Raw genomic sequence first — 26,206 nt, 5'->3', positions numbered from 1 at the left:
ACCTTATTGCACCGCAAACTGCTGACGGACTTTACGCATCAGTAAGAATAGCCATGGCCAAAGCACGCCATTCACTACACTACTCCAGAACACTTCAGGTCTGAAAGAGACGTTGATCACTAAAAACTCGGCCCAGAAAACAATAATATCCACGACCAGTGATAACAACATGACCACCAGCGCCTGTTGCCAGAGCGCGAGGTTTCGGAATAGCTGGAATTTCAGCGCGACCAGATAAGCAATGATACTCATCGACAATGCGCGCACGCCAAGCGTGGAGCCGCTGATGAGATCCAGTATGGCACCCACCACAAATCCCGTGCCCACATTTACGCGATGCGGCAGCGCCAGGATCCAATACAACAAGATGAGCAGTACCCAGTTTGGCCGGAAAACCAGAATGTCATCCGGCCAGGGCATGACTTGCAGCAACAGTGCAATAAGGAACGAGAGCCAAATAACCCAACGTCCCTGGCTACGATAGCTTGCCACTTACTGTCCTCCCGGCTTACGCGGAGCAGGTTGTGGCGGCGTGGTATCCACAGGCGCAGGAGTCACACCTGTTGCAGGAGTTGGCACTGGCGCAGGCGGCCCCATGGCATCTGGTGCTGGCAGAACTTGCGGCATCATTTGCATCAGACGTTCATTGGCAACGCGGTGTACTTCTTCCGGCGTCATCGGGTTTGCGCCATTACGATCGGCACCCCACAACAGCAACAGATAGCGCAAACGCTGCAGGCCCGCGGTTGGGCGAGCCTGAATCACGGTATAAGCGCGCTGAGTGTCCAGCTTAACGGAAGAAACAACAGCAACCGGATAACCTTCAGGGAAACGTCCGCCCAGACCCGAGGTGACCAGCACATCGCCAACGCGAATGTCGGTATTGGCCGGCAGGTGTTCGAGCTGAAGATCGTCAGTGCAGCCGTTACCCGCAGCGATCACGCGAATATCGTTACGCAGAACCTGAATGGGCAGCGCATGCGTCGCATCGCAAATCAGCAGCACGCGGCTCGTCAGTTTAGCCACCGCCACGACCTGACCCACAACGCCTTTGTCACTAATAACCGGCTGACCTTCGTAGACGCCGTTAACGCTCCCTTTGTCGATCACCACCTGATCGCTGTAAGGGTCATTAACCGTTGAGATGACTTGCGTCACCATCTTTTGTTCGTCCTGACGCAATGGCGATCCCAGCAGCTCGCGCAAACGCGCGTTCTCCTGTTTGTATTGCCCCAGCATCAGCAGTTCGCTATTTTTCAGCAGCAGTTCCTGACGCAATGCCCGGTTTTCAAGTTCGAGTTGGTCACGCGAAGCCAGCGTTTGCGACACGCCGTCGAGTAATTCACGAGGACCATTTGAGATAAAGTAGAAAGGACTGACGGCGGTATCCATGTACGTTCGGATTTGACTAAACGTACCCAAGCGGCTGTCGGCAATAATAACGCCGAGCGCCACCAGCACCGCCAGAATAAGGCGAATCTGTAGCGAAGGGCCACGGCTAAAAATTGGCTTCATAGTCTATGCGTATTCTCGTATCAGAGCGGAAGGGCAACCCGCGGGGGCTACCCAACCTGCATCCGATTACTCTTCGCTGAACAGGTCGCCGCCGTGCATGTCGATCATTTCCAGCGCCTTGCCGCCGCCGCGCGCCACGCAGGTCAGCGGATCTTCAGCAACAACAACTGGAATACCGGTTTCTTCCATTAACAGACGGTCAAGGTTACGCAGCAGCGCACCACCACCGGTCAGCACCATACCGCGTTCGGAGATGTCAGACGCCAGTTCCGGCGGGCACTGTTCCAGTGCAACCATTACCGCGCTAACGATACCGGTCAGCGGTTCCTGCAGGGCTTCCAGAATCTCGTTGGAGTTCAGGGTAAAGCCGCGCGGAACGCCTTCAGCCAGGTTACGACCGCGAACTTCGATTTCGCGCACTTCGTCGCCCGGATAAGCGGAACCGATCTCGTGTTTAATACGTTCTGCGGTCGCTTCACCGATCAGAGAACCGTAGTTACGACGAACATAATTAATGATGGCTTCATCAAAGCGGTCGCCGCCAATACGAACAGAAGAGGAGTAAACCACGCCGTTCAGGGAGATAACGGCAACTTCAGTGGTACCACCACCGATATCAACAACCATTGAACCGGTTGCTTCAGAAACTGGCAGACCCGCACCGATCGCAGCCGCCATCGGCTCTTCGATCAGGAAGACTTCACGAGCACCTGCGCCCTGAGCTGATTCACGGATCGCACGGCGTTCAACCTGAGTTGCTCCAACCGGTACACACACCAGTACGCGCGGGCTTGGGCGCATGAAGCTATTGCTGTGCACTTGCTTGATAAAGTGCTGGAGCATTTTTTCAGTCACGAAGAAGTCAGCGATAACGCCGTCTTTCATTGGGCGAATTGCAGCGATATTGCCCGGCGTACGACCCAGCATCTGCTTCGCATCATGACCTACTGCAGCCACGCTTTTCGGCGAACCGGCACGATCCTGACGAATGGCCACAACAGAAGGCTCATTCAATACGATGCCTTGTCCTTTTACATAAATAAGGGTATTCGCGGTACCCAGGTCAATGGACAGGTCATTGGAAAACATGCCACGAAATTTTTTCAACATACTAAGGGATAATCCTGAAAGCTGGGGCGGAAAACAAAATCCGCTTACTTTACCAACCACACGCAGCAGCGACAAGGCGCAAAAATCATCTGCTACGGTGAAAATTAGTGCAGTTCGTTTCCTTTGTTACAAAACCGGCCTGAGTCCATCAGGGCTGAATAAATCAGCAGCACTCCTCGCTTTTGTTTGCAACCTGTCAAAGGTCATTCACCTGCATGTTTGCTGTTACAACCTGGCGAGCAGGCAAGCACACCCCCAGAAGGCACAGCGCGCGTTATTCTACGTGAAAACAAATTAAACGGCAGGTTAAACCGAGTATCTTTGCGAATATTTTTTCACGTTAGTGTCAAGTGGTTGTGATGCAGCAAAAAAATCCCCTTGCCCACCCGCAACTCCGCGTTCTGTCAGCGTATGCCACTCACTACGCGAACGTACGCCCGTAGCGTAAACCTGCGTGGGTGTTCCCGAACAGGCCTCCACCAGGCTTTGAACCAGAAGCTGATTTTCCGTTCGCTTATCAATGTTCCTCACCAGACTTGGATGCAGCTTCAATAACTCAACGTTAAGCTCTTTAATCCAACTGGTGCTCACCAGCGTTAATCCCGCCTGCGTAACGGCAATACGCACGCCCAGCGCATTCATCAATCTGATGACAGGCTGTAACCGGCTGATATGTTGACAGACATCTGCCTCAGCAAGTTCAATAATTATGCGTTTGCGTAATGATTTTTCGCACTGCATCAGCGTATCACGCAGCCAGCGCTGAAAACGTGGGCGAATAAGCGATTCAACCGTTATCTGCATCGCCAGATTTTCCTGCGGCCAGTAACCCAAAAGCAGGATCAGACGGCTTATCTGCAAACGGTCATACTCTTCAGCCAGGCCAAATTGAAGGACCATCGGCATATATTCCGCCGAAATGACCTCTTCGTTACCATCAAAAATACGGCACATCAGCTCCCGATGGTGCACTCGCCCTTCACGGGTTACTGCTGGCTTTTGATAAATTCTCGGCCCACCCCGGCTGAGCATCTGTTCGATCAGCGTTCGCCAGCGTACGTTGCCCCGACCTTTTTCCGGCAGCGAGTCATCATAGACCGACCAGCTATTTCCACCCTGCAATACCGAATTCCGCGTGGCTGCTTCAGCATGATCCATCACTTGCTCCGGCGACTGACCGCTGCGGCAAACGCAAATACCAATATGAACCATATCGGCACGATCGATCATTTTATTAGCCGGAAGTGCATCTACCGCTTTTAATAACTGCCCGGCAATGCTTTCCGCCTCTTTCAACGTGCGGTGTGGTAGCAGGATAGCAAAATCGCTACGGTGGTAACGCGCCAGCAACGCGCCCGGATAGCGCGTCATAAAAGTCGACAACAAATTGATCAGCGTCGAGATTTGTTCTTCCGCGAGGGTGATTCCCCAGCTATCGCGCAGCAGCGTAAAGTCCGGCAGGCGCACCATCATCACGACGCCATGCGAGCCTACTTTTTCCTGATCTTCCAGCAGCGTGGCCAGTTGGTTATCAAAGAACAGGCGGTTGCTTAGCCCAGTTTTTGTATCCTGCGCGACATAGGAACGAATCAGCGTATCCAGGCGGCTGCGTTGCTCGCGAGCATTTTGAATTTCAGTCAGCAGCATATCGAGCGCACTGCTGGTGCGCGCAGGCCATTCATAGACCGTTCCCCGCACGTTCGGTCCACGTTCGCCGTTCAGAATACGTGTGGAACGAATCTCCAGCAGCTCCTGACCCGAAAGCTGGCGCTGAAGCCAGCGCACAGACAAAAAGAGCATCAGAATAATGAAAGCAATGGCTATCGTGAGCGGTGCGGTGGTCAGTAGCGAATGGAAATAGTTACCCATCGGATCCTGATAAACCAGACGCAATGACATGCCCGGATGCTTGACCAACGGTACGGTAATCTCGCGGTAGAGATTGTTCGTCCCTGCCGGTCGGTAGCTACTGGTGCGCGAATGGTCATACACCACGTGTTCGCCCTGCAACAGTTCGATGCGCACGATATCAACAGAAACCATCAGCTCATCGATTTGCGGGGTTAACGCAACGACATCTCTGGAGACCAGATGCGTATCAATCGCCGTCGCGACCGCCTGCACGCGCGTGGTGAACTTATATTGAATAGCGTTATAGAAACTCAGCGAACAGCCGATCAGAGTCACGAAGATCGTTAACCCAGTAAGCAGCGTGACAAAAGCTGAAAATTTCGTCGTTAATCGCATCCTTGTGTTAACTCCGACAGTTATGAAACAGGCCTGAAAGTAATAAATCGACTCTAAAATGCAAAACTGAAGGCAAAATCCGTCAATTTATACAAACTGTGAGGGCATACTACCAAATCAGGTATATCTGGCAATTTATTGCGCAGAATCGGCATCATGTTTTGATTAGCGAGTATAGTCTTCATTATTAATTTTCCAATCCACTATACGAATTGAGGACAGGTTATGCAGGCTTTGATCTTAGAACAGCAGGACGGAAAAACCCTCGCATCCGTTCAACCCCTCGACGAAAATCAGCTACCTGAAGGCGATGTTACGGTGGATATCCACTGGTCAAGCCTGAACTATAAAGATGCTCTGGCTATCACTGGCAAGGGTAAAATCATTCGTAATTTTCCGATGATTCCTGGTATCGATTTCGCCGGTACCGTGCGTGCAAGCGAAGATCCCCGTTTTCATGCGGGTCAGGAAGTGTTACTGACCGGCTGGGGCGTGGGTGAAAATCATTGGGGTGGACTGGCAGAGCGCGCACGCGTGAAAGGCGACTGGCTGGTTGCGCTGCCAAAAGGACTGGATGGGCGTAAAGCCATGGTCATCGGTACCGCCGGCTTTACCGCTATGCTGTGCGTTATGGCGCTTGAAGATGCAGGTATTCGCCCGCAAGACGGTGAAATTGTCGTCACCGGCGCCAGCGGCGGCGTGGGCAGCACAGCCGTTGCGTTACTGCATAAGCTGGGTTATCAGGTTGCGGCGGTTTCGGGCCGTGAAAGCACCCACGACTACCTGAAAAACCTGGGCGCTAACCGTATTCTTGGCCGCGATGAGTTTGCCGAGTCCCGTCCGCTAGAAAAACAGCTGTGGGCTGGCGCGGTGGATACCGTTGGCGACAAAGTTCTGGCAAAAGTTCTGGCGCAGATGAACTACGGTGGCTGCGTTGCCGCCTGCGGCCTGGCGGGTGGTTTCGCTCTGCCGACCACGGTGATGCCATTCATTCTGCGTAACGTTCGTTTGCAAGGAGTGGACTCGGTGATGACCCCGCCGGCACGCCGCGCAGAGGCCTGGGCGCGTCTGGTTAAGGATCTGCCGGAATCTTTCTATGCCCAGGCGGCAACGGAAATTACGCTGGCTGATGCGCCGAAGTTCGCCGATGCCATCATCAATAACCAGGTGCAAGGCCGTACGCTGGTGAAGGTGAAGTAACAGGCCCTGGCGCAGAAATTTACACTTAATTAACCAAATTTCGCGGCACATCTACAGACTCCCTGCCATATTAACTACGCGTCCCCTGTCAGTTATGACGCGTAAGCCGGGAGTCTGTTATGAAGAAATTACGTCCATTTACAGAAGCCGACGTCACTGACGAGTCGGCTTTTTTTATGCAGCGTCGCCAGGTGCTGAAAGCACTAGGGATCAGCGCAGCCGCGTTGTCTTTACCCCACTCTGCACAGGCTGACCTTCTGAGTTGGTTTAAGGGTAATGACCGCCCGCCCGCACCTGCAGGTAAGCCGCTTGATTTCAGTAAGCCCGCCGCCTGGCAAAATTCACTTCCTTTAACGCCTGCGGATAAGGTTTCTGGCTACAACAACTTCTACGAGTTCGGTCTCGATAAAGCGGATCCGGCAGCCTGAAAACCGATCCGTGGACGTTGCAAATCAGTGGCGAGGTGGCAAAACCACTCACCCTCGATCACGATTCGCTGACCGCCCGTTTCCCGCTGGAAGAACGGATTTATCGGATGCGCTGCGTGGAAGCCTGGTCAATGGTCGTGCCGTGGATTGGCTTTCCGTTACATAAACTGCTGGCGCAGGTTGAACCCACCAGTAACGCAAAGTATGTCGCGTTCGAAACGCTGTACGCACCGGATGATATGCCGGGACAGAAAGATCGCTTTATTGGCGGCGGGCTAAAATATCCCTATGTTGAAGGACTGCGTCTGGATGAAGCAATGCACCCACTCACACTGCTTACTGTGGGGGTTTATGGTAAGGCCCTTCCGCCACAAAATGGCGCGCCCATTCGCTTAATTGTGCCGTGGAAATATGGATTTAAAGGCATTAAGTCGATCGTGAGTATCAAACTCACGCGCGAACGCCCTCCGACAACCTGGAATCTGGCCGCGCCCAATGAATACGGATTTTATGCCAACGTGAATCCGCATGTCGATCACCCCCGCTGGTCCCAGGCCACTGAGCGTTTTATTGGCGCAGGCGGTATCCTGGACGTACAGCGTCAGCCCACGCTGATGTTTAACGGCTATGCCGAAGAGGTTGCGTCACTGTATCGCGGACTCAATTTGCAGGAGAATTTTTAAGTGCGTCTGACCGCAAAGCACATTATCGCTCTGAAAGTTTGCCTGCATCTTGCCGGTTTATTGCCGTTTATCTGGCTATTTTGGGCGGTAAACCACGGCGGCCTGAGCGCCGATCCGGCCAAAGATATCCAGCACTTTACCGGTAGGACAGCTCTGAAATTCTTGCTGGCGACCTTGCTGGTCTCTCCACTCACGCGCTACGCTAAACAGCCATTATTGATACGCACACGTCGTCTGTTAGGGCTATGGTGTTTCGCCTGGGCAACGCTGCATTTAACCAGCTACGCGTTACTCGAGCTGGGCATTAATAATCTGGCGTTATTAGGGCGGGAATTACTTACGCGACCTTATTTAACATTGGGCATTGCTAGCTGGGTCATATTATTCGCCCTCACCTTAACGTCTACGCAAGCTGCACAGAGAATGCTGGGTAAAAAATGGCAGTATCTGCACAACTTCGTCTATCTTGTGGCGATCCTGGCACCCATACATTATCTGTGGTCGGTAAAAATTATCTCCCCTCAACCGATTATTTATGCAGCGCTCGCGGCGGTGCTGTTAGCGTGCCGTTACAAGAAGTTTCGCCAGTGGTGGCGGTAGTTTCACGTTATGTGCAGTGCGTTGCAAAACACGGACGATCCGATTTTCTTTACATGTTAACGGTTGATTATCTTCCCTGATAAGACCAGTATTTAGCTGCCAATTGCTACGAAATAGTTATAATGTGCGACTTTGCTATCCCCGGTAGCGTTTTTAAAGCGCGGAAAGGGTGACAATCGCGTATTGAAGGTATATTTTGTCTTTTACCCGAAAATGGCAGAAGATAGCCGCACAATGACTAACAAGTCTGGCAATCTCATTTAATGGCAGCAGCACCCAGTGCAGCGCCTGAGATGCGTGGCATCTTGTCACTCACTGTTATAAAAATGCTATACAGACGGCGGTAAAACGCTTGTCACAATCTCACTAAACAAAGAGTACGGAACCCACTCATGGATATTCGTAAGATTAAAAAACTGATCGAGCTGGTTGAAGAATCAGGCATCTCCGAACTGGAAATTTCTGAAGGCGAAGAATCTGTACGCATCAGCCGTGCAGCGCCAGCTGCAAGTTTTCCGATGATGCAACAGGCTTATGCTGCACCAGTGATGCAGCAGCCAGCTCTGTCTAACGCTGTCGCACAAACTGCCTCTCCAAGTATGGAAGCTCCGGCAGCAGCGGAAATCAGTGGTCACATCGTACGCTCCCCAATGGTTGGTACGTTCTACCGCACCCCGAGCCCGGATGCGAAAGCGTTCATCGAAATCGGCCAGAAAGTGAATGCGGGCGATACCCTGTGCATCGTTGAAGCCATGAAAATGATGAACCAGATCGAAGCCGACAAATCCGGCGTAGTTAAAGCGATTCTGGTAGAAAGCGGTCAACCGGTAGAATTTGACGAGCCGCTGGTCGTCATCGAATAACGAGGCGAACATGTTGGATAAAATTGTTATCGCCAACCGCGGCGAGATTGCCTTGCGTATTCTTCGTGCCTGTAAAGAACTGGGCATCAAGACTGTCGCGGTGCATTCAAGCGCGGATCGCGATTTAAAACACGTATTGCTGGCGGATGAGACGGTCTGTATTGGCCCGGCAGCATCCGTAAAAAGCTATCTGAACATCCCGGCTATCATTAGCGCTGCTGAAATCACTGGCGCGGTGGCAATTCACCCGGGTTATGGCTTCCTCTCTGAGAACGCCAACTTTGCTGAACAGGTAGAACGTTCCGGCTTTATCTTCATCGGCCCGAAAGCCGACACCATCCGCCTGATGGGTGACAAAGTGTCCGCAATCACCGCGATGAAGAAAGCAGGTGTACCAACAGTCCCAGGCTCTGACGGCCCGCTGGGTGATGACATGGACGCTAACCGCGCTCATGCTAAACGCATCGGTTATCCGGTTATCATCAAAGCCTCCGGCGGCGGCGGCGGTCGCGGTATGCGCGTCGTGCGCAGCGATGCCGAACTGGCACAATCCATCTCCATGACCAAAGCGGAAGCGAAAGCGGCTTTCAACAACGACATGGTTTACATGGAAAAGTACCTGGAAAACCCACGCCACATTGAGATTCAGGTGCTGGCAGACGGTCAGGGTAACGCAATTTATCTGGCAGAGCGTGACTGCTCCATGCAGCGTCGTCACCAGAAAGTTGTCGAAGAAGCACCAGCACCGGGCATTACTCCGGAACTGCGTCGCTACATCGGTGAGCGTTGCGCCAAAGCCTGTGTTGATATCGGCTATCGCGGGGCGGGTACTTTCGAGTTCCTGTTCGAAAACGGCGAGTTCTACTTCATTGAGATGAACACCCGTATTCAGGTTGAACACCCGGTAACCGAAATGATCACCGGCGTTGACCTGATCAAAGAGCAACTGCGCATCGCAGCGGGTCAACCGCTGTCCATCAAGCAGGACGAAGTTGTGGTTAAAGGCCATGCGGTAGAATGCCGTATCAATGCCGAAGACCCGAACACCTTCCTGCCAAGCCCGGGTAAAATCACGCGTTTCCACGCGCCGGGTGGTTTTGGTGTGCGTTGGGAGTCTCATATTTACGCAGGCTACACCGTACCTCCGTACTATGACTCAATGATCGGTAAGCTGATCTGCTATGGCGAAAACCGCGACGTCGCTATCGCCCGTATGAAAAACGCCTTGCAGGAACTGATCATCGACGGTATCAAAACCAACGTTGACCTGCAGATCCGTATCATGAATGACGAGCACTTCCAGCACGGTGGAACCAATATCCACTATCTGGAGAAAAAGCTCGGACTTCAGGAAAAGTAAGCGTGCGTTAACCAAAAAGGCCGGTAATTCCGGCCTTTTGTTTTTCTCCCCTCCCGCACGTGCCATAAGGTACAATCCCCGCTTTCTTTATCCACAAGGGACAAAAAATGGACGCTCGTTTTGTTCAGGCCCATAAAGAGGCGCGCTGGGCGCTGTGGCTAACCCTTTTATATCTGGTTACATGGTTAGTGACCGCTTACTTACCTGATTCAACGCTGGGTTTTACCGGCTTACCGCACTGGTTCGAAATGGCCTGCCTGCTAACGCCGCTGGTTTTCATCGTGCTGTGTTGGGCGATGGTGAAGTTTATCTATCGCGACATTTCGTTGGAGGATGACGATGCAGCTTGAAGTTATTTTACCGCTGGTCGCCTATCTTCTGGTGGTCTTCGGTCTTTCTGTTTACGCCATGCGTAAGAGAGTGACCGGTACCTTCCTGAATGAATATTTCCTTGGCAGCCGTTCCATGGGCGGGGTCGTGTTAGCGATGACGCTAACGGCAACCTACATTAGCGCCAGCTCGTTTATTGGCGGTCCTGGCGCCGCTTACAAATACGGACTGGGATGGGTGCTGCTGGCGATGATCCAGTTGCCTGCCGTCTGGCTCTCATTGGGGATTCTTGGTAAGAAATTCGCGATTCTGGCGCGTCGTTATAATGCTGTTACCCTCAACGATATGCTGTTTGCGCGCTACCAGAGCCGCCTGCTGGTGTGGCTGGCGAGCCTTAGCCTGCTGGTCGCGTTTGTCGGAGCAATGACCGTACAGTTTATTGGCGGCGCACGTTTGCTGGAAACCGCCGCGGGCATTCCTTACGAAACCGGTCTGCTGATCTTTGGCGTCAGTATCGCATTGTATACAGCGTTCGGCGGATTTCGCGCCAGCGTACTGAACGACACCATGCAAGGCATGGTAATGCTGATTGGTACTATCGTTTTGTTGGTCGGCGTCGTTCATGCCGCCGGTGGCCTTAGCAATGCAGTGGTAACCCTGCAAACCATCGACCCGAAACTGGTCTCGCCGCAGGGCGCGGATGATATTTTGTCACCCACGTTTATGACCTCATTCTGGGTGCTGGTATGCTTTGGCGTGATTGGCCTGCCGCATACGGCGGTACGCTGCATCTCTTATAAAGACAGTAAAGCGGTACACCGCGGCATTATCATCGGCACCATAGTGGTGGCGATCCTGATGTTTGGTATGCATCTGGCGGGTGCTCTGGGACGGGCGGTAATCCCTGACCTGACGGTACCGGATCTGGTTATCCCTACGCTGATGGTCAAAGTCTTGCCGCCGGTCGCTGCCGGGATTTTCCTCGCCGCCCCTATGGCTGCGATCATGTCGACGATCAATGCCCAATTGCTGCAAAGTTCCGCTACGATCATTAAGGATCTGTACCTGAACCTTCGCCCGGAACAGCTGAAAAACGAAACCCGGCTGAAGCGCATGTCAGCCGTGATTACCCTGCTGCTCGGCGCGTTACTGCTGCTGGCAGCCTGGAAACCGCCTGAGATGATTATCTGGCTTAACCTGCTGGCGTTTGGCGGGCTGGAAGCCGTCTTCCTGTGGCCGCTGGTGCTGGGCCTCTACTGGGAGCGGGCAAACGCGTCAGGCGCATTGAGCGCGATGATTGTCGGCGGCGTGCTTTATGCTTTACTCGCCACCTTTAACGTTCAGTTCCTGGGCTTCCATCCGATCGTGCCTTCGTTACTGATAAGCTTGCTGGCTTTCCTGATCGGCAACCGTTTCGGTTCCGCCGTCCCGCAAGTCGCCATATTGACTACTGATAAATAAAGAGTTTTGCCATGCCATGGATCCAACTGAAACTGAACACGACCGGTGCCAACGCTGAAGAGTTGAGCGATGCGCTGATGGAAGCGGGCTCCGTTTCCATTACTTTCCAGGATACACATGATACGCCGGTATTTGAACCCCTGCCGGGCGAGACTCGCCTGTGGGGTGATACCGACGTTATCGGCTTGTTCGATGCAGAAACCGACATGAAAGAAGTTGTTGCCATCCTGGAACAGCATCCGCTGCTGGGTGAAGGCTTCGTGCATAAAATCGAACAGCTCGAAGACAAAGACTGGGAACGCGAATGGATGGATAACTTCCACCCGATGCGCTTTGGCGAACGTCTGTGGATTTGCCCGAGCTGGCGCGATGTCCCGGATGAGAATGCTGTCAACGTGATGCTGGACCCGGGTCTGGCGTTTGGTACAGGCACGCACCCCACCACTTCCCTGTGCCTGCAATGGCTGGACGGTCTCGATCTTAACGGTAAAACGGTTATCGACTTTGGCTGCGGCTCCGGTATTCTCGCCATTGCAGCACTGAAGCTAGGTGCGGCGAAAGCCATTGGCGTGGATATCGATCCGCAAGCGATTCAGGCCAGCCGTGATAACGCCCAGCGTAATGGTGTTTCTGAGCGTCTGGAGCTTTATCTACCGAAAGACCAGCCACAAGCGATGAAAGCCGACGTGGTGGTCGCCAACATCCTTGCTGGCCCATTACGTGAACTGGCGCCGTTAATCAGCGTACTGCCCGTTGAGGGCGGTTTACTGGGCCTTTCTGGCATTCTTGCCAGCCAGGCGGAAAGCGTCTGTGAGGCCTATGCAGATCTCTTTACGCTCGATCCGGTTATCGAGAAAGAAGAGTGGTGTCGAATTACCGGCCAGAAAAAATAATCGTCACGCGTTACTATCGCTAAACCCAAACTCGCTTTCGTTTTCGCAAAATGATTTGCGGAAATGAGAGCGAGATCGCATTACAACGTCACTGTTTGTTCATAAAAACAGCTTTTTATTCTGATGTTCTGAGCCTGACCGCAATAAAAAAAGAGAAGTTTTCGGAATTTATAAACAGATGATAAATTAGCACAACCACGTATCTAAATGATTATTAAAGCTTTTAATTTAAAACTGCGTACTTAGTCAGCAATTCATTGATCCACCTCAGTGGATTGGTCAAAGTTTGGCCTTTCATCTCGTGCGAAAAATGCGTAATATACGCCGCCTTGCAGTCACAGTATGGTCATTTCTTAACTCATGCGCATCGGACAATATCAGCTCAGAAATCGCCTGATCGCAGCACCTATGGCTGGCATCACTGACAGACCATTCAGGACGCTGTGCTATGAGATGGGGGCAGGATTGACGGTATCCGAGATGATGTCTTCTAACCCGCAGGTTTGGGAAAGTGACAAGTCTCGTTTACGGATGGTGCACGTTGATGAGCCAGGAATTCGCACGGTGCAAATTGCCGGTAGCGACCCTGTTGAGATGGCCGATGCCGCACGTATTAACGTGGAAAGCGGCGCCCAGATTATTGATATCAATATGGGGTGTCCGGCTAAAAAAGTGAATCGCAAGCTCGCAGGTTCAGCCCTCTTGCAGTACCCGGATTTAGTGAAGTCGATACTAACCGAGGTCGTCAATGCAGTGGACGTTCCTGTCACACTCAAGATTCGCACCGGCTGGGCTCCGGAACACCGTAACTGCGTAGAGATTGCCCAACTGGCTGAAGATTGTGGCATTCAGGCTCTGACCATTCATGGACGCACCCGCGCCTGTTTGTTCAATGGAGATGCTGAGTACGACAGTATTCGGGCAGTTAAGCAGAAAGTTTCCATTCCGATTATCGCGAATGGCGACATTACTGACCCGCATAAAGCCAGAGCTGTACTCGACTATACGGGGGCGGATGCCCTGATGATAGGACGTGCAGCTCAGGGAAGACCCTGGATCTTTCGGGAAATCCAGCATTATCTGGACACTGGGGAGCTGCTGCCCCCGCTGCCTCTGGCAGAGGTGAAGCGCTTGCTTTGTGCGCACGTTCGGGAACTGCACGACTTTTATGGTCAGGCAAAAGGGTACCGAATTGCGCGTAAACACGTATCCTGGTATCTCCAGGAACACGCTCCGGATGACCAGTTTCGGCGCACATTCAACGCCATTGAAGATTCCAGCGAACAGCTGGCGGCGTTGGAGGCATACTTCGAAAATTTTGCGTAAACAGAAATAAAGAGCTGACAGAACTATGTTCGAACAACGCGTAAATTCTGACGTACTGACCGTTTCTACCGTTAACTCTCAGGACCAGGTAACTCAAAAGCCCCTGCGTGACTCGGTTAAACAGGCACTGAAGAACTATTTTGCTCAATTGAATGGTCAGGATGTTAACGATCTCTATGAGCTGGTACTGGCTGAAGTAGAACAGCCCCTGTTGGACATGGTGATGCAATACACCCGCGGTAACCAGACCCGTGCTGCCCTGATGATGGGCATCAACCGTGGTACGCTGCGTAAAAAACTGAAAAAATACGGCATGAACTGATACTAATCAGCGAAATGTTTGTTTTAAAAGGCGCTACTCGGCATGGGGAAGCGCCTTTTTTATTGACGTCACACGGGAGGCTTTGGCGATGAACGCGAGATGTGAACCTGTCTATTTTGGCGATGAATCTAAAAAGATAATCCTGGGTGATGCGCTAACTGAACTGAAAAAACTACCATCTGAAAGCGTTGAGCTCATTTTTGCCGACCCTCCTTATAACATCGGGAAAGACTTTGACGGAATGGTGGAATCCTGGGATGAGGAAGCCTTTCTGGCGTGGTTGTTTGAGTGCATCGACGAGTGCCATCGCATTCTCAAACCGCACGGCACCATGTACATCATGAACAGTACGGAGAACATGCCGTATATTGACCTCAAATGCCGCCAGCTCTTTACTATCAAGAGCCGTATCGTGTGGTCATACGATAGTTCAGGGGTACAGGCCAAAAATTACTTTGGTTCGATGTATGAACCGATCCTGATGATGGTAAAAGATCAGAAAAACTACACATTTAATCGTGACGATATTCTGGTTGAAGCCAAAACCGGGGCTCAACGCGCGCTAATAGACTACAGAAAAAACCCGCCGCAGCCATACAATCAGAAAAAAGTGCCGGGAAATGTCTGGGAGTTCCCACGCGTTCGCTATCTGATGGACGAATACGAAAACCACCCCACCCAGAAACCCAAAGCCCTCCTGGAGCGTATAATTCTTGCATCCTCGAACCCAGATGACAGGGTACTGGATCCGTTTGCCGGCAGCTTCACCACCGGTGCCACCGCCGTGGAATTGGGTCGCAAGTTTGTCGGGATTGAGATCAATGTTGAATACGTAAAAATGGGGCTCAGAAGACTGAGTATCGGTTCTCATTTTTCAGAAATTGAGCTTGCCAAGGTGAAAAAACGTAAGACAAAAAACCTGTCTAAAAAGAGTCGATTGACGGCAAAGAGCGGCGATCTTTCAACAAAGTAAAGGCATTGTAAGTCTGCTTTTCAGGTTACAGATTTCGTGTATATTCCCTGCACGCTTAGGCATGAATACATAGGGTTTGGTAATGATTCGCAAGTATTGGTGGCTGGTTGTTTTTGCAGTATTCGTTTTTCTTTTTGATGCGCTGCTCATCCAATGGATAGAGCTGATGACAACAGAGCACGATAAGTGCCGGAATATGAACTCAGTGAATCCCCTTAAGCTGGTCAACTGCGTCGACCTCGAATAGCGCCACCAACCCCACTTCAGCAGCCGTCAGGCCTGGCGGCTAAAACTACCCCACCTGACTCTCACTCTGCGCTAATTGCCTTACGCTACCATCTGGGCTTAACATTTTTAATACATTATCAACTAATACTGGCGCTTGTTTATAAAGATCATAACTCATTGGATTAATGAGCCAGTTTTTAACAATGCCACTAAAACTCCCATGAAGAATAATTATTATAACGTCTAAATCAAGGCTGGTTGCGATAAGTCCGTCATCCATACATTTCTGCAAGGCAATGCGCATACCCAGATGATTGATACCAATTTTTTCACGAATAGCCTGTTCCGATATCATATCGTTATGGAATTCACATTTATGATATAAAATTTGCATTAATGCCTGCTGGCGAGGATTCTGCGCAATATATTGCAAACCCACAACTAACTTTTCACGCAGTCGCTGTAAAGGATTATCTCCCCAACGGCCAATAAGCTGGTCCTGAATAAGATCGCGCAATGGCGGTTGTTGTAACCATAGTTCATTAAACAATTGCGTCTTGTTTTCAAAATGCCAATACAGCGCCCCCCGCGTCACACTGGCGGCATCTGCAATGTCGTTTAGCGTCGTATTGCTTACGCCACGTGCGGCAAACTGTACAATCGCTGTTTCTATCAGGTGCTGCCGCGTTTTGAGGGCATCAGCTTTCGTTTTTCTGGCCATGGTTTCAGCTGTCTGAGGTAAGGGTAAGGTAGAGAATGATTAACTTTCTTATCTAATATTTGCTAAACGCAATAAATGTATCACTTAGCATTTATTTAAACGAGCCCTAAAAAATATTATTACTGACTTTGCACACAAATAAATAAAACAAATACCAACAATAAATACATTCATAAACCAAATGCTTATTTCAATTTGTGTTTATACGCATCATAGCATTGCTATTAACACCTCAATGAAACAACAGTCGATTAATCTCTTTTTGCTTTTACGTGCCGTGAATCGCCCCCATAAATAAGTATTACTTACATCGCTAGCTAATAATTTGTAGGATAGCCAACTATTATTTTCTCTTGTGCGCGTTATCGCCCCTGCGTTACCCGGTTAATAACGAGCGTTCGGTTTTTTAAGGAATTAAAATGACGAAAAATGCCAGGTTTTCACTCCTGCCCTCATTCATCATCGTCTCCGCTGCATTACTCGCCGGTTGTAACGATCAGGGAGAAACACAAGCTCATCCCGCAGAACCGCAGGTGACTGTCCATGTCGTCGAAAAGGCTCCTTTAGCCGTAACGACCGAATTACCCGGGCGCACAACGGCATTCCGAATTGCAGAAGTCCGTCCCCAGGTCAGCGGGATAGTGCTTAAACGAAATTTCACTGAGGGAAGCGATATTGAAGCCGGACAGTCGCTTTATCAGATCGATCCCGCGACTTACCAGGCCGACTATGACAGCGCCAAAGGTGAACTGGCGAAGAGTGAAGCGGCGGCTGCAATCGCGCATTTAACGGTAAAACGCTATGTGCCATTGGTTGGCACCAAGTACATCAGCCAGCAAGAGTACGATCAGGCAATTGCTGATGCTCGTCAGGCCGATGCCTCCGTGATCGCGGCAAAAGCGGCGGTCGAAGGCGCGCGTATCAATCTGGCCTACACAAAAGTGACATCGCCGATTAGCGGACGCATCGGTAAATCTAACGTCACCGAAGGCGCATTAGTCACGAATGGCCAGGCTACAGAGCTTGCTACCGTTCAACAGCTCGATCCCATTTACGTCGACGTAACACAGTCCAGTAACGACTTTATGCGCCTCAAACAGTCTGTTGAACAAGGGAGTCTGCATAAAGACAGCGCCAGCAGTACAGTCGAACTGGTGATGGAAAATGGTCAGTCATACCCGCTAAAAGGCTCTTTGCAGTTTTCTGATGTGACGGTTGATGAAAGCACCGGATCAATCACCCTCAGAGCCGTGTTCCCAAACCCAGAGCATACGCTGTTGCCGGGCATGTTTGTGCGCGCACGCATTGATGAAGGTGTTCAGCCAAATGCCATTCTCGTTCCGCAGCAGGGGGTAACGCGTACGCCTCGCGGCGATGCCACCGTAATGGTCGTCAATAACAAGAGTCAGGTTGAGTCTCGCGCAGTCGTTGCCGCACAAGCCATTGGCGACAAATGGCTTATCAGCGAAGGCCTGCAACCGGGTGACAAAGTTATCGTGAGCGGTTTACAGAAAGCACGTCCAGGCGTTCAGGTTAAAGCAACCGCCGATACCGAAACTCCTGCCATGAAAGCCCAATAAGGTAACCGGACATGGCTAACTTTTTTATCAGGCGTCCTATCTTTGCCTGGGTACTGGCTATCATTCTGATGATGGCGGGTGCTCTGGCAATCATGCAACTGCCCGTGGCACAGTACCCGACCATTGCGCCTCCTGCGGTCGCCATTTCTGCCACCTATCCTGGTGCAGATGCGCAGACGGTTCAGGATACAGTCACACAGGTTATCGAACAGAATATGAATGGTATCGATAACCTGATGTATATGTCCTCCACCAGCGACTCAGCCGGGAGTGTGACTATTACGCTGACTTTCCAGTCCGGTACCGATCCCGATATCGCGCAAGTACAGGTGCAAAATAAACTGCAGCTCGCCACTCCGTTACTGCCGCAAGAAGTTCAGCAGCAAGGGATCAGCGTCGAGAAATCGAGTAGCAGCTTTTTGATGGTCGCGGGTTTTGTTTCTGACAACCCACAAACCACACAGGATGACATTTCCGACTACGTCGCTTCGAACGTTAAAGACTCAATCAGCCGTCTGAATGGCGTGGGTGACGTGCAGCTGTTTGGTGCACAATACGCCATGCGCATCTGGCTGGATGCAAACTTATTGAACAAATATCAGCTCACGCCGGTTGATGTGATCAATCAGTTGAAGGTACAGAACGATCAGATTGCCGCAGGTCAGTTAGGGGGGACGCCTGCATTACCTAACCAGCAGTTGAACGCCTCTATCATTGCGCAAACGCGACTGAAAGACCCTGAAGAGTTCGGAAAAGTGACTTTACGTGTGAACAGCGATGGTTCGGTTGTTCACCTGAAAGACATCGCGCGCATCGAGTTGGGTGGGGAAAACTACAACGTCGTGGCGCGTATTAACGGTAAGCCTGCATCCGGCCTTGGAATCAAGCTGGCAACCGGGGCAAACGCGCTGGATACCGCTAACGCCATCAAAGCCAAGCTGGTTGAACTGCAACCATTCTTCCCGCAGGGAATGAAGGTGGTCTACCCGTACGACACGACGCCGTTTGTGACCATCTCCATTCATGAAGTGGTAAAAACGCTGTTTGAAGCGATTGTGCTGGTGTTCCTGGTCATGTATTTGTTCCTGCAAAACATCCGGGCAACGCTCATTCCAACCATCGCTGTCCCCGTCGTATTGTTGGGCACATTCGCCGTACTTGCCGCGTTTGGCTACTCGATAAACACCCTGACGATGTTCGGCATGGTGCTCGCCATCGGTCTATTGGTCGATGATGCGATAGTGGTGGTGGAAAACGTGGAACGCGTGATGATGGAAGATAATCTGCCGCCCAAAGAGGCGACGGAAAAGTCCATGTCACAAATACAGGGGGCATTGGTTGGTATTGCCATGGTGCTGTCTGCGGTATTTATCCCGATGGCCTTCTTTGGTGGTTCAACTGGGGCTATCTATCGGCAGTTCTCCATTACCATCGTTTCCGCCATGGCGCTTTCTGTACTGGTAGCGCTGATCCTGACTCCTGCGCTTTGTGCAACATTGTTGAAGCCGGTATCGGCTGAGCATCACGAGAAAAAAAACGGTTTCTTTGGCTGGTTTAATGCCAAATTCGATCACAGCGTCAATCACTATACTAATAGCGTCAGCGGTATTGTGCGTAAAACAGGGCGTTACCTTGTCGTCTATCTGATCATCGTGATCGGAATGGCGGTTCTGTTTATGCGCCTGCCGACCTCCTTCCTGCCAGAGGAGGATCAGGGTGTGTTTATGACAATGATTCAACTTCCGGCAGGAGCTACGCAAGAGCGCACCCAGAAAGTACTGGATCAGGTTACTCAGTACTACCTGACTAATGAGAAAGCTAACGTCGAAAGCGTCTTCACGGTTAACGGTTTTAGCTTCAGCGGTCAGGGGCAAAACTCAGGTCTGGCATTCGTTAGCCTCAAGCCCTGGGATGAACGTAGCGGCGAGGAAAATAGTGTTGAAGCGGTCATTGCACGCGCCACACGCGCGTTCAGCCAGATCCGCGATGGGTTAGTCTTCCCTTTCAACATGCCGGCTATTGTTGAACTGGGTACCGCAACCGGCTTCGATTTTGAGCTGATCGATCAGGGCGGTCTGGGACATACGGCATTAACGCAAGCACGTAACCAACTGCTGGGTATGGTGGCTAAACACCCAGACTTGTTAGTCCGCGTGCGCCCGAACGGCCTGGAAGATACTCCGCAGTTTAAGCTGGATGTTGATCAGGAGAAAGCACAGGCACTGGGGGTATCGCTGTCTGATATCAACGAAACTATCTCCGCATCACTGGGCGGCTATTACGTCAATGACTTTATTGACCGCGGTCGTGTGAAAAAAGTGTACGTTCAGGGGGATGCAAAATACCGCATGCTGCCAGCGGACATCAATAATCTGTATATCCGCAGCTCCAATGGCGAAATGGTTCCGTTCTCTGCGTTCAGTGCATCACATTGGATTTATGGTTCACCGCGACTGGAACGTTACAACGGTATGCCATCCATGGAAATATTGGGCGAAGCGGCACCAGGGCGAAGCACTGGTGAAGCAATGGCGCTGATGGAAAGTCTGGCGGAAAAACTGCCGAATGGTATTGGTCATGACTGGACGGGTATGTCTTATCAGGAAAGGCTGTCGGGTAACCAGGCGCCTGCGCTGTATGCCATCTCGTTAATCGTAGTATTCCTTTGCCTTGCCGCATTGTATGAAAGCTGGTCTATTCCGTTCTCGGTGATGCTGGTTGTACCGCTCGGTGTTGTAGGCGCATTGTTAGCAGCATCACTGCGCGGGATGAATAACGATGTTTATTTCCAGGTTGGCTTACTAACCACTATCGGCCTCTCGGCTAAGAACGCCATCCTGATCGTCGAGTTTGCCAAAGACCTGATGGATAAAGAAGGCAAGGGGTTGATTGAAGCGACGCTGGAGGCATCGCGTATGCGTCTTCGTCCTATCCTGATGACATCCCTGGCCTTTATTCTGGGGGTTATGCCTCTGGTTATCAGTCACGGAGCAGGTAGTGGTGCACAGAATGCGGTCGGTACAGGTGTTATGGGAGGAATGCTGACCGCAACATTGTTGGCTATCTTCTTCGTCCCCGTCTTCTTTGTTGTCGTGAGACGGCGTTTTAGTCGGCACAACGATTAATTTGTAAAATAAAGGCGTCTACGGACGCCTTTTTTACCTACGATGCTCCTCTTTATTTATTAGTAAGATAGCCATTTATTTCATTTAAACTATCCCTCTAAACTCGCCTACGACCTTTCTTTTTATCCATTATTTTTACAATCCACATGAATTGAGATTATTCCTCATGTCAGTCCTTTTTTAAGAAGTGGTAAAATAATCACCGAGTTCGCAGATGGCTTAGCGTTTGTCTTTGCTTAATTAGCGAAACGCTTATTTTGAGGTAACACCATGAAAAGATTAATATCCGTTGCATTGCTTACCGCATTCCTGGCTGGCTGTGCACACGATTCTCCTTGCGTACCTGTATACGACGATCAGGGGCGCCTGGTTCATACCAATACCTGTATGAAAGGCACTACCCAGGATAACTGGGAAACAGCCGGAGCCATCGCCGGTGGTGCTGCAGCCGTTGCCGGACTGACACTTGGGATTGTCGCCCTGACCAAATAAATCATCTCAAAAGCGCGGTTATTACCGCGCTTTGAGCACTAAGCATAAAATCTACATATAAGACAAAACGTTGCTTAATAGCGACTGACATATAATAAAATTATTATAGATTTCCCTCACACATCCACGATTTAAAATTAGCATTTTTTCTGTTTTTCGTTACACCACAGTTTCTTTTCATTATTCTCACGCCATTAATATTAACGCCAGAAATCGTTATCACGCGTCCTGTCTGATTTTTAAATTTTTTGCGCCGAAATGTGGCTTACGTTTCAATTTTGCACCACTTCAGGGCGCTACATTTATTTTTTCCTGTCTACACTCTGCATATTGCGTCGAATAATCAGGCGCAAAAAACTGGCACTACCTTTGCTTAAAAGAGTATGGCCAAAGCCACAGACAGGTAAAAGACGTTTTCAGAACGTTTCCATAACAATAATTCCTCCACACAGGATGCTCTATGAAAAAGATGATAATCGCCAGCCTGGCTGCGGCCGGCGTGCTGCTTGCTGTTGCAAATCAGGCGCATGCCGGCGCAACACTTGATGCCGTAAAGAAAAAAGGGTTTGTGCAATGTGGGATCAGCGACGGCTTGCCTGGCTTTTCTTATGCCGATGCAAGCGGCAAGTTCTCGGGTATTGATGTTGATATATGTCGTGGCGTTGCCTCCGCCGTATTTGGCGATGATAGCAAAGTAAAATATACCCCGCTCACCGCCAAGGAACGCTTTACTGCATTACAGTCTGGTGAAGTCGACATGCTCTCTCGTAATACCACGTGGACCTCCTCTCGTGATGCCGGTATGGGTATGTCCTTCACTGGCGTAACGTATTATGACGGCATTGGTTTTCTTACCCACAATAAAGCAGGTCTGAAGAGCGCTAAAGAGCTGGATGGCGCAACGGTCTGTATTCAGGCGGGAACCGATACCGAACTGAACGTGGCCGACTACTTTAAAGCCAACAATATGAAGTACACCCCCGTCACCTTTGACCGCTCGGATGAATCAGCCAAAGCTCTGGAATCTGGACGTTGCGATACGCTGGCTTCCGACCAGTCTCAGCTGTATGCCCTACGCATCAAGCTGAGCAATCCTGCGGAGTGGATCGTCCTGCCAGAAGTTATTTCTAAAGAACCGCTGGGACCTGTCGTACGTCGTGGGGACGATGAGTGGTTCTCCATTGTTCGCTGGACGCTGTTCGCCATGCTGAATGCGGAAGAAATGGGTGTTAACTCGAAAAACGTCGATGAAAAAGCGGCTAATCCAGCAACTCCGGATATGGCTCACCTGTTGGGTAAAGAAGGTGATTATGGCAAGGATCTGAAGCTTGATAACAAATGGGCCTACAACATTATCAAGCAGGTTGGTAACTATTCGGAGATCTTTGAACGTAACGTAGGATCGGAAAGTCCGCTGAAGATCAAACGTGGACAGAACAACCTCTGGAATAACGGTGGCATCCAATATGCGCCACCGGTGCGCTAACGCGTAGTGATGTAACGGGCGCCGCAACTGCGGCGCTCAGCCCAGAGTCATAGTTACTGAGGTTTTCTTATGTTCCATCGCCGCTCAACCGTAAAAGGATCGTTATCCTTTTCTAACCCTGCGGTCCGCGCCTGGTTATTTCAAATACTCGCCGTCATTGCGGTTATCAGCATTGCGGTCTATCTCATTCATAACACGATAAATAACCTGAACAATAGCGGTATTACCTCGGGGTTTTCTTTTCTCGATCGCAGCGCCGGATTTGGTATTGTCCAGCATCTGATTGATTATGAGCAAGGCGATACGTATGGTCGTGTCTTTGTGGTCGGCCTGCTCAATACGCTGTTAGTTTCTGCATTGTGTATTGTTTTCGCATCAATTCTCGGTTTCTTTCTCGGACTGGCACGCCTGTCAGATAACTGGTTATTGCGAAAACTCTCGACGATCTACATCGAAACGTTCCGCAATATACCGCCGCTGCTGCAGATCTTCTTCTGGTATTTCGCCGTATTACGTAACCTGCCCGGCCCACGTCAGGCCGTTAACGCGCTGGATTTAGTGTTTCTGAGTAACCGGGGACTGTATATTCCGGCACCGCAAATGGGAGAAGGTTTCTTTGCTTTTTGCGCCGCTGTTATTATCGCTATCACCGTCACTATCGGGCTATTTCGCTACAACAGAATGCACCAAACCAAAACCGGTCAGCTACGCCGGACCTGGCCCACGGCTCTGGTGCTAATCGTGCTTTTACCGGTGATTTCACAGTGGCTGTTTGGCGCAGCCCTTCACTGGGATATCCCCGCGCTTCGCGGTTTTAACTTCCGTGGTGGTATGGTGCTTATTCCCGAACTGGCGGCACTGACTCTGGCGCTTTCGGTGTACACCTCGGCATTTATTGCAGAAATTATTCGGGCGGGAATTCAGGCCGTTCCTTATGGCCAACATGAAGCCGCACGCTCGCTGGGTCTGCCAAATCCGGTGACGCTACGCCAGGTAATCATCCCACAGGCGCTACGCGTCATCATTCCCCCACTGACCAGCCAGTACCTGAATATCGTCAAGAATTCTTCTCTTGCGGCCGCCATTGGCTATCCGGACATGGTTTCACTGTTTGCCGGCACGGTACTCAATCAAACAGGGCAAGCCATTGAAACGATCGCCATCACCATGTCGGTATACCTGATCATTAGTCTGAGTATTTCTTTGCTGATGAATATTTATAACCGCCGTATTGCACTGATTGAGCGCTAAGGAGCCATGATGACAAAAGCCCTGCTGTCTCACCCCTCACGCCAGCGCAGTAATCCGGCAAGCCGCAGCCTACTCTGGGTGCGTAAAAACCTGTTCTCCAGTTGGTCAAATAGCCTGCTCACCCTACTATGCATATGGCTGATTTGGTCATTTCTTCCGCCACTGTTGAACTGGGTATTCTTTCAGGCCAACTGGGTCGGTTCAACCCGAGCAGACTGCACCAAAGCCGGAGCCTGCTGGGTGTTCATTCATGAACGCTTCGGGCAATTCATGTATGGACTTTATCCCCACGATCAGCGCTGGCGCGTAAATCTGGCCCTGATAATTGGTTTGCTGTCTATCGTTCCCATGTTCTTGAAAACAATCCCGCATCGTGGCCGCTATATCGCCGTCTGGGCCGTCGTTTATCCAGTGGTGGTTTGGTGGCTGATGTACGGGGTTTTTTTCGGGCTGGAGCGCGTAGAAACCCGGCAGTGGGGTGGATTAACACTGACGCTAATTATCGCATCCGTGGGGATTGCAGGCGCGCTTCCATGGGGCATTTTACTGGCGCTGGGACGTCGTTCCCATATGCCAGTCGTGCGGGTTTTATCCGTCATTTTCATTGAGTTCTGGCGCGGTGTGCCGTTGATTACCGTTCTGTTTATGTCCTCGGTCATGCTTCCTCTGTTTATGTCCGAAGGAACCAGTATCGACAAGCTTATCCGAGCGCTGGTCGGCGTTATTCTTTTCCAGTCGGCTTATGTCGCAGAAGTGGTTCGCGGGGGGCTACAAGCCCTGCCAAAAGGTCAGTATGAAGCCGCCGAATCACTGGCGCTAGGGTACTGGAAAACGCAAGGGCTGGTCATTCTTCCGCAAGCCCTCAAGCTGGTTATCCCTGGCCTGGTTAACACGATTATCGCCCTGTTCAAGGATACCAGTCTGGTCATTATCATCGGTCTATTTGATCTCTTCAGTAGCGTGCAGCAGGCAACTGTGGACCCTGCGTGGCTGGGGATGTCGACAGAGGGATATGTTTTCGCTGCACTGATTTACTGGATCTTCTGTTTCAGTATGTCGCGTTACAGCCAACATCTGGAAAAACGTTTTAACACCGGGCGTACACCGCACTGAGGAATTTATGAGCCAATTATTAATGCCGTCTACCGACGCGATGATTACGCTGGAAAACGTCAACAAATGGTACGGGCAATTTCACGTCCTGAAGAACATCAACCTGAAAGTAAAACAGGGAGAGCGCATCGTATTATGCGGGCCTTCCGGTTCGGGTAAATCGACAACCATCCGCTGCATTAACCATCTGGAAGAGCATCAGCAAGGACGTATTGTGGTGGATGGAATTGAACTCAATGAGGACATCCGCAATATTGAGCGCGTCAGGCAAGAAGTCGGCATGGTCTTTCAGCACTTTAATCTTTTTCCCCATTTGACGGTCCTGCAGAACTGCACGCTGGCACCTGTCTGGGTGCAAAAGATGCCGAAAAAAGAGGCAGAGGCTTTGGCAATGCACTATCTTGAGCGGGTCCGCATTGCTGAACATGCGCATAAATATCCCGGGCAAATCTCTGGCGGGCAACAACAGCGCGTGGCCATTGCACGCTCGCTGTGTATGAAACCCAAAATCATGTTATTTGATGAACCCACATCAGCGTTAGATCCTGAAATGGTAAAAGAAGTGCTGGATACCATGATAGGTCTGGCACAATCGGGCATGACCATGCTATGTGTAACCCATGAAATGGGCTTTGCCCGCACAGTAGCTGACCGGGTGATCTTTATGGATCTTGGCGAGATTGTGGAACAGGCACCACCGGATGAGTTTTTTGCTCATCCCAAATCTGAACGCACACGCGCCTTCTTGTCGCAGGTTATCCATTAAATTTCAACGAACTGAAAGCAAAAAGGCCACCCTAATGGATGGCCTTTTTGCTGATTTGATGCCTGGCAGTTTATGGCGGGCGTCCTGCCCGCCACCCTCCGGGCCGTTGCTGCGCAACGTTCAAATCCGCTCC

General features: G+C 50.9%; 24 protein-coding genes and 1 pseudogene. 20 read left to right on the top strand and 5 right to left on the bottom strand.

The annotated features are described in order from the left end of the window. Positions 1–3: 3 nt before the first annotated feature. The 3 genes from mreD to mreB form a co-directional block, all read right to left on the bottom strand. Entirely contained in the window at positions 4–492 is a 489-nt protein-coding gene (gene mreD, locus OGV85_RS17840) for a rod shape-determining protein MreD (protein ID WP_003025196.1), read from the bottom strand. Next, a complete protein-coding gene (mreC, locus tag OGV85_RS17835) occupies positions 493–1,515 on the bottom strand; it encodes a rod shape-determining protein MreC (protein WP_003025198.1) in 1,023 nt (340 codons plus the stop codon). It abuts the gene before it with no gap. Positions 1,516–1,581: 66 nt separating this feature from the next. Further along, entirely contained in the window at positions 1,582–2,625 is a 1,044-nt protein-coding gene (gene mreB, locus OGV85_RS17830; RefSeq protein ID WP_000913396.1) for a rod shape-determining protein MreB, read from the bottom strand. Between mreB and OGV85_RS17825 the strand changes: the two genes are divergently transcribed. Continuing rightward, positions 2,603–2,923, top strand: coding sequence for a hypothetical protein (locus OGV85_RS17825; protein WP_153752135.1), 321 nt, complete (start codon positions 2,603–2,605; stop codon positions 2,921–2,923). The genes mreB and OGV85_RS17825 overlap by 23 nt on opposite strands. An 8-nt stretch (positions 2,924–2,931) precedes the next feature. Here the strand turns inward: OGV85_RS17825 and csrD are convergent, their stop codons facing one another. Further along, the gene (gene csrD / locus OGV85_RS17820; RefSeq protein ID WP_003025202.1) at positions 2,932–4,872 is read right to left on the bottom strand and encodes an RNase E specificity factor CsrD; all 1,941 of its coding nucleotides are present in this window, start codon (positions 4,870–4,872) and stop codon (positions 2,932–2,934) included. A gap of 225 nt (positions 4,873–5,097) precedes the next feature. On the opposite strand from csrD, the gene acuI reads away from it, so the two are divergent. The 12 genes and pseudogenes from acuI to OGV85_RS17760 all read left to right on the top strand — a co-directional run bounded on the left by acuI (position 5,098) and on the right by OGV85_RS17760 (position 15,558). Next, positions 5,098–6,072, top strand: coding sequence for an acrylyl-CoA reductase (NADPH) (gene acuI, locus OGV85_RS17815; protein ID WP_003025204.1), 975 nt, complete (start codon positions 5,098–5,100; stop codon positions 6,070–6,072). Between the two features lie 119 nt (positions 6,073–6,191). Beyond that, a pseudogene (gene msrP, locus OGV85_RS17810) lies at positions 6,192–7,183 on the top strand (protein-methionine-sulfoxide reductase catalytic subunit MsrP). Continuing rightward, the gene (msrQ, locus tag OGV85_RS17805) at positions 7,184–7,783 is read left to right on the top strand and encodes a protein-methionine-sulfoxide reductase heme-binding subunit MsrQ (protein WP_061548612.1); all 600 of its coding nucleotides are present in this window, start codon (positions 7,184–7,186) and stop codon (positions 7,781–7,783) included. Between the two features lie 392 nt (positions 7,784–8,175). Next, positions 8,176–8,646, top strand: a complete 471-nt coding sequence (gene accB, locus OGV85_RS17800; protein ID WP_003025210.1) for an acetyl-CoA carboxylase biotin carboxyl carrier protein — start codon at positions 8,176–8,178, stop codon at positions 8,644–8,646. A gap of 10 nt (positions 8,647–8,656) precedes the next feature. Then, on the top strand, positions 8,657–10,006 hold the full coding sequence (accC, locus tag OGV85_RS17795; RefSeq protein WP_003025213.1) for an acetyl-CoA carboxylase biotin carboxylase subunit: 1,350 nt from the start codon (positions 8,657–8,659) through the stop codon (positions 10,004–10,006). Between the two features lie 107 nt (positions 10,007–10,113). Next, the gene (locus OGV85_RS17790) at positions 10,114–10,356 is read left to right on the top strand and encodes a YhdT family protein (protein ID WP_003025216.1); all 243 of its coding nucleotides are present in this window, start codon (positions 10,114–10,116) and stop codon (positions 10,354–10,356) included. Then, the gene (panF, locus tag OGV85_RS17785; protein WP_060854933.1) at positions 10,346–11,797 is read left to right on the top strand and encodes a sodium/pantothenate symporter; all 1,452 of its coding nucleotides are present in this window, start codon (positions 10,346–10,348) and stop codon (positions 11,795–11,797) included. The genes OGV85_RS17790 and panF overlap by 11 nt, the downstream gene beginning before the upstream one ends. Before the next feature lie 11 nt (positions 11,798–11,808). Continuing rightward, the gene (gene prmA / locus OGV85_RS17780; protein ID WP_061548613.1) at positions 11,809–12,690 is read left to right on the top strand and encodes a 50S ribosomal protein L11 methyltransferase; all 882 of its coding nucleotides are present in this window, start codon (positions 11,809–11,811) and stop codon (positions 12,688–12,690) included. Between the two features lie 360 nt (positions 12,691–13,050). Continuing rightward, positions 13,051–14,016 carry a tRNA dihydrouridine synthase DusB gene (gene dusB, locus OGV85_RS17775; protein ID WP_003025224.1) on the top strand — a complete coding sequence of 322 codons (966 nt, stop codon included), beginning with the start codon at positions 13,051–13,053 and terminating at the stop codon, positions 14,014–14,016. Positions 14,017–14,041: 25 nt separating this feature from the next. Then, positions 14,042–14,338 carry a DNA-binding transcriptional regulator Fis gene (gene fis / locus OGV85_RS17770; RefSeq protein ID WP_000462905.1) on the top strand — a complete coding sequence of 99 codons (297 nt, stop codon included), beginning with the start codon at positions 14,042–14,044 and terminating at the stop codon, positions 14,336–14,338. A gap of 88 nt (positions 14,339–14,426) precedes the next feature. Further along, the gene (yhdJ, locus tag OGV85_RS17765; RefSeq protein ID WP_061548626.1) at positions 14,427–15,311 is read left to right on the top strand and encodes an adenine-specific DNA-methyltransferase; all 885 of its coding nucleotides are present in this window, start codon (positions 14,427–14,429) and stop codon (positions 15,309–15,311) included. A gap of 82 nt (positions 15,312–15,393) precedes the next feature. After that, entirely contained in the window at positions 15,394–15,558 is a 165-nt protein-coding gene (locus tag OGV85_RS17760) for a DUF2556 family protein (RefSeq protein ID WP_003025279.1), read from the top strand. A 45-nt stretch (positions 15,559–15,603) separates the two neighbouring features. On the opposite strand, the gene envR is transcribed toward OGV85_RS17760, so the two are convergent. Further along, entirely contained in the window at positions 15,604–16,260 is a 657-nt protein-coding gene (envR, locus tag OGV85_RS17755; protein WP_003025283.1) for an acrEF/envCD operon transcriptional regulator, read from the bottom strand. Positions 16,261–16,679: 419 nt separating this feature from the next. On the opposite strand from envR, the gene OGV85_RS17750 reads away from it, so the two are divergent. From OGV85_RS17750 to OGV85_RS17720, 7 genes are all read left to right on the top strand, one after another. Further along, positions 16,680–17,840 carry an efflux RND transporter periplasmic adaptor subunit gene (locus OGV85_RS17750; RefSeq protein WP_061548627.1) on the top strand — a complete coding sequence of 387 codons (1,161 nt, stop codon included), beginning with the start codon at positions 16,680–16,682 and terminating at the stop codon, positions 17,838–17,840. Positions 17,841–17,851: 11 nt separating this feature from the next. Further along, entirely contained in the window at positions 17,852–20,965 is a 3,114-nt protein-coding gene (locus tag OGV85_RS17745; protein WP_061548628.1) for an efflux RND transporter permease subunit, read from the top strand. A 270-nt stretch (positions 20,966–21,235) separates the two neighbouring features. Next, positions 21,236–21,457, top strand: coding sequence for a lipoprotein (locus tag OGV85_RS17740; RefSeq protein ID WP_003025292.1), 222 nt, complete (start codon positions 21,236–21,238; stop codon positions 21,455–21,457). A 460-nt stretch (positions 21,458–21,917) separates the two neighbouring features. Continuing rightward, on the top strand, positions 21,918–22,943 hold the full coding sequence (locus OGV85_RS17735; protein WP_057064879.1) for an amino acid ABC transporter substrate-binding protein: 1,026 nt from the start codon (positions 21,918–21,920) through the stop codon (positions 22,941–22,943). A gap of 69 nt (positions 22,944–23,012) precedes the next feature. After that, positions 23,013–24,194, top strand: a complete 1,182-nt coding sequence (locus tag OGV85_RS17730; protein WP_003025297.1) for an amino acid ABC transporter permease — start codon at positions 23,013–23,015, stop codon at positions 24,192–24,194. A 9-nt stretch (positions 24,195–24,203) separates the two neighbouring features. Further along, the gene (locus tag OGV85_RS17725; protein WP_061548629.1) at positions 24,204–25,307 is read left to right on the top strand and encodes an amino acid ABC transporter permease; all 1,104 of its coding nucleotides are present in this window, start codon (positions 24,204–24,206) and stop codon (positions 25,305–25,307) included. Between the two features lie 7 nt (positions 25,308–25,314). Then, positions 25,315–26,073, top strand: a complete 759-nt coding sequence (locus OGV85_RS17720) for an amino acid ABC transporter ATP-binding protein (protein WP_061548630.1) — start codon at positions 25,315–25,317, stop codon at positions 26,071–26,073. Positions 26,074–26,206: the final 133 nt, after the last annotated feature.

The sequence above is a fragment of the Citrobacter sp. Cf132 genome (genome assembly GCF_030333885.1).
In the GTDB taxonomy this organism is placed as follows: Bacteria; Pseudomonadota; Gammaproteobacteria; order Enterobacterales; family Enterobacteriaceae; genus Citrobacter; species Citrobacter freundii.
The sequence above is the reverse complement of the archived record's forward strand: the minus strand, read 5'-3'. Positions and strand labels throughout refer to the sequence as shown.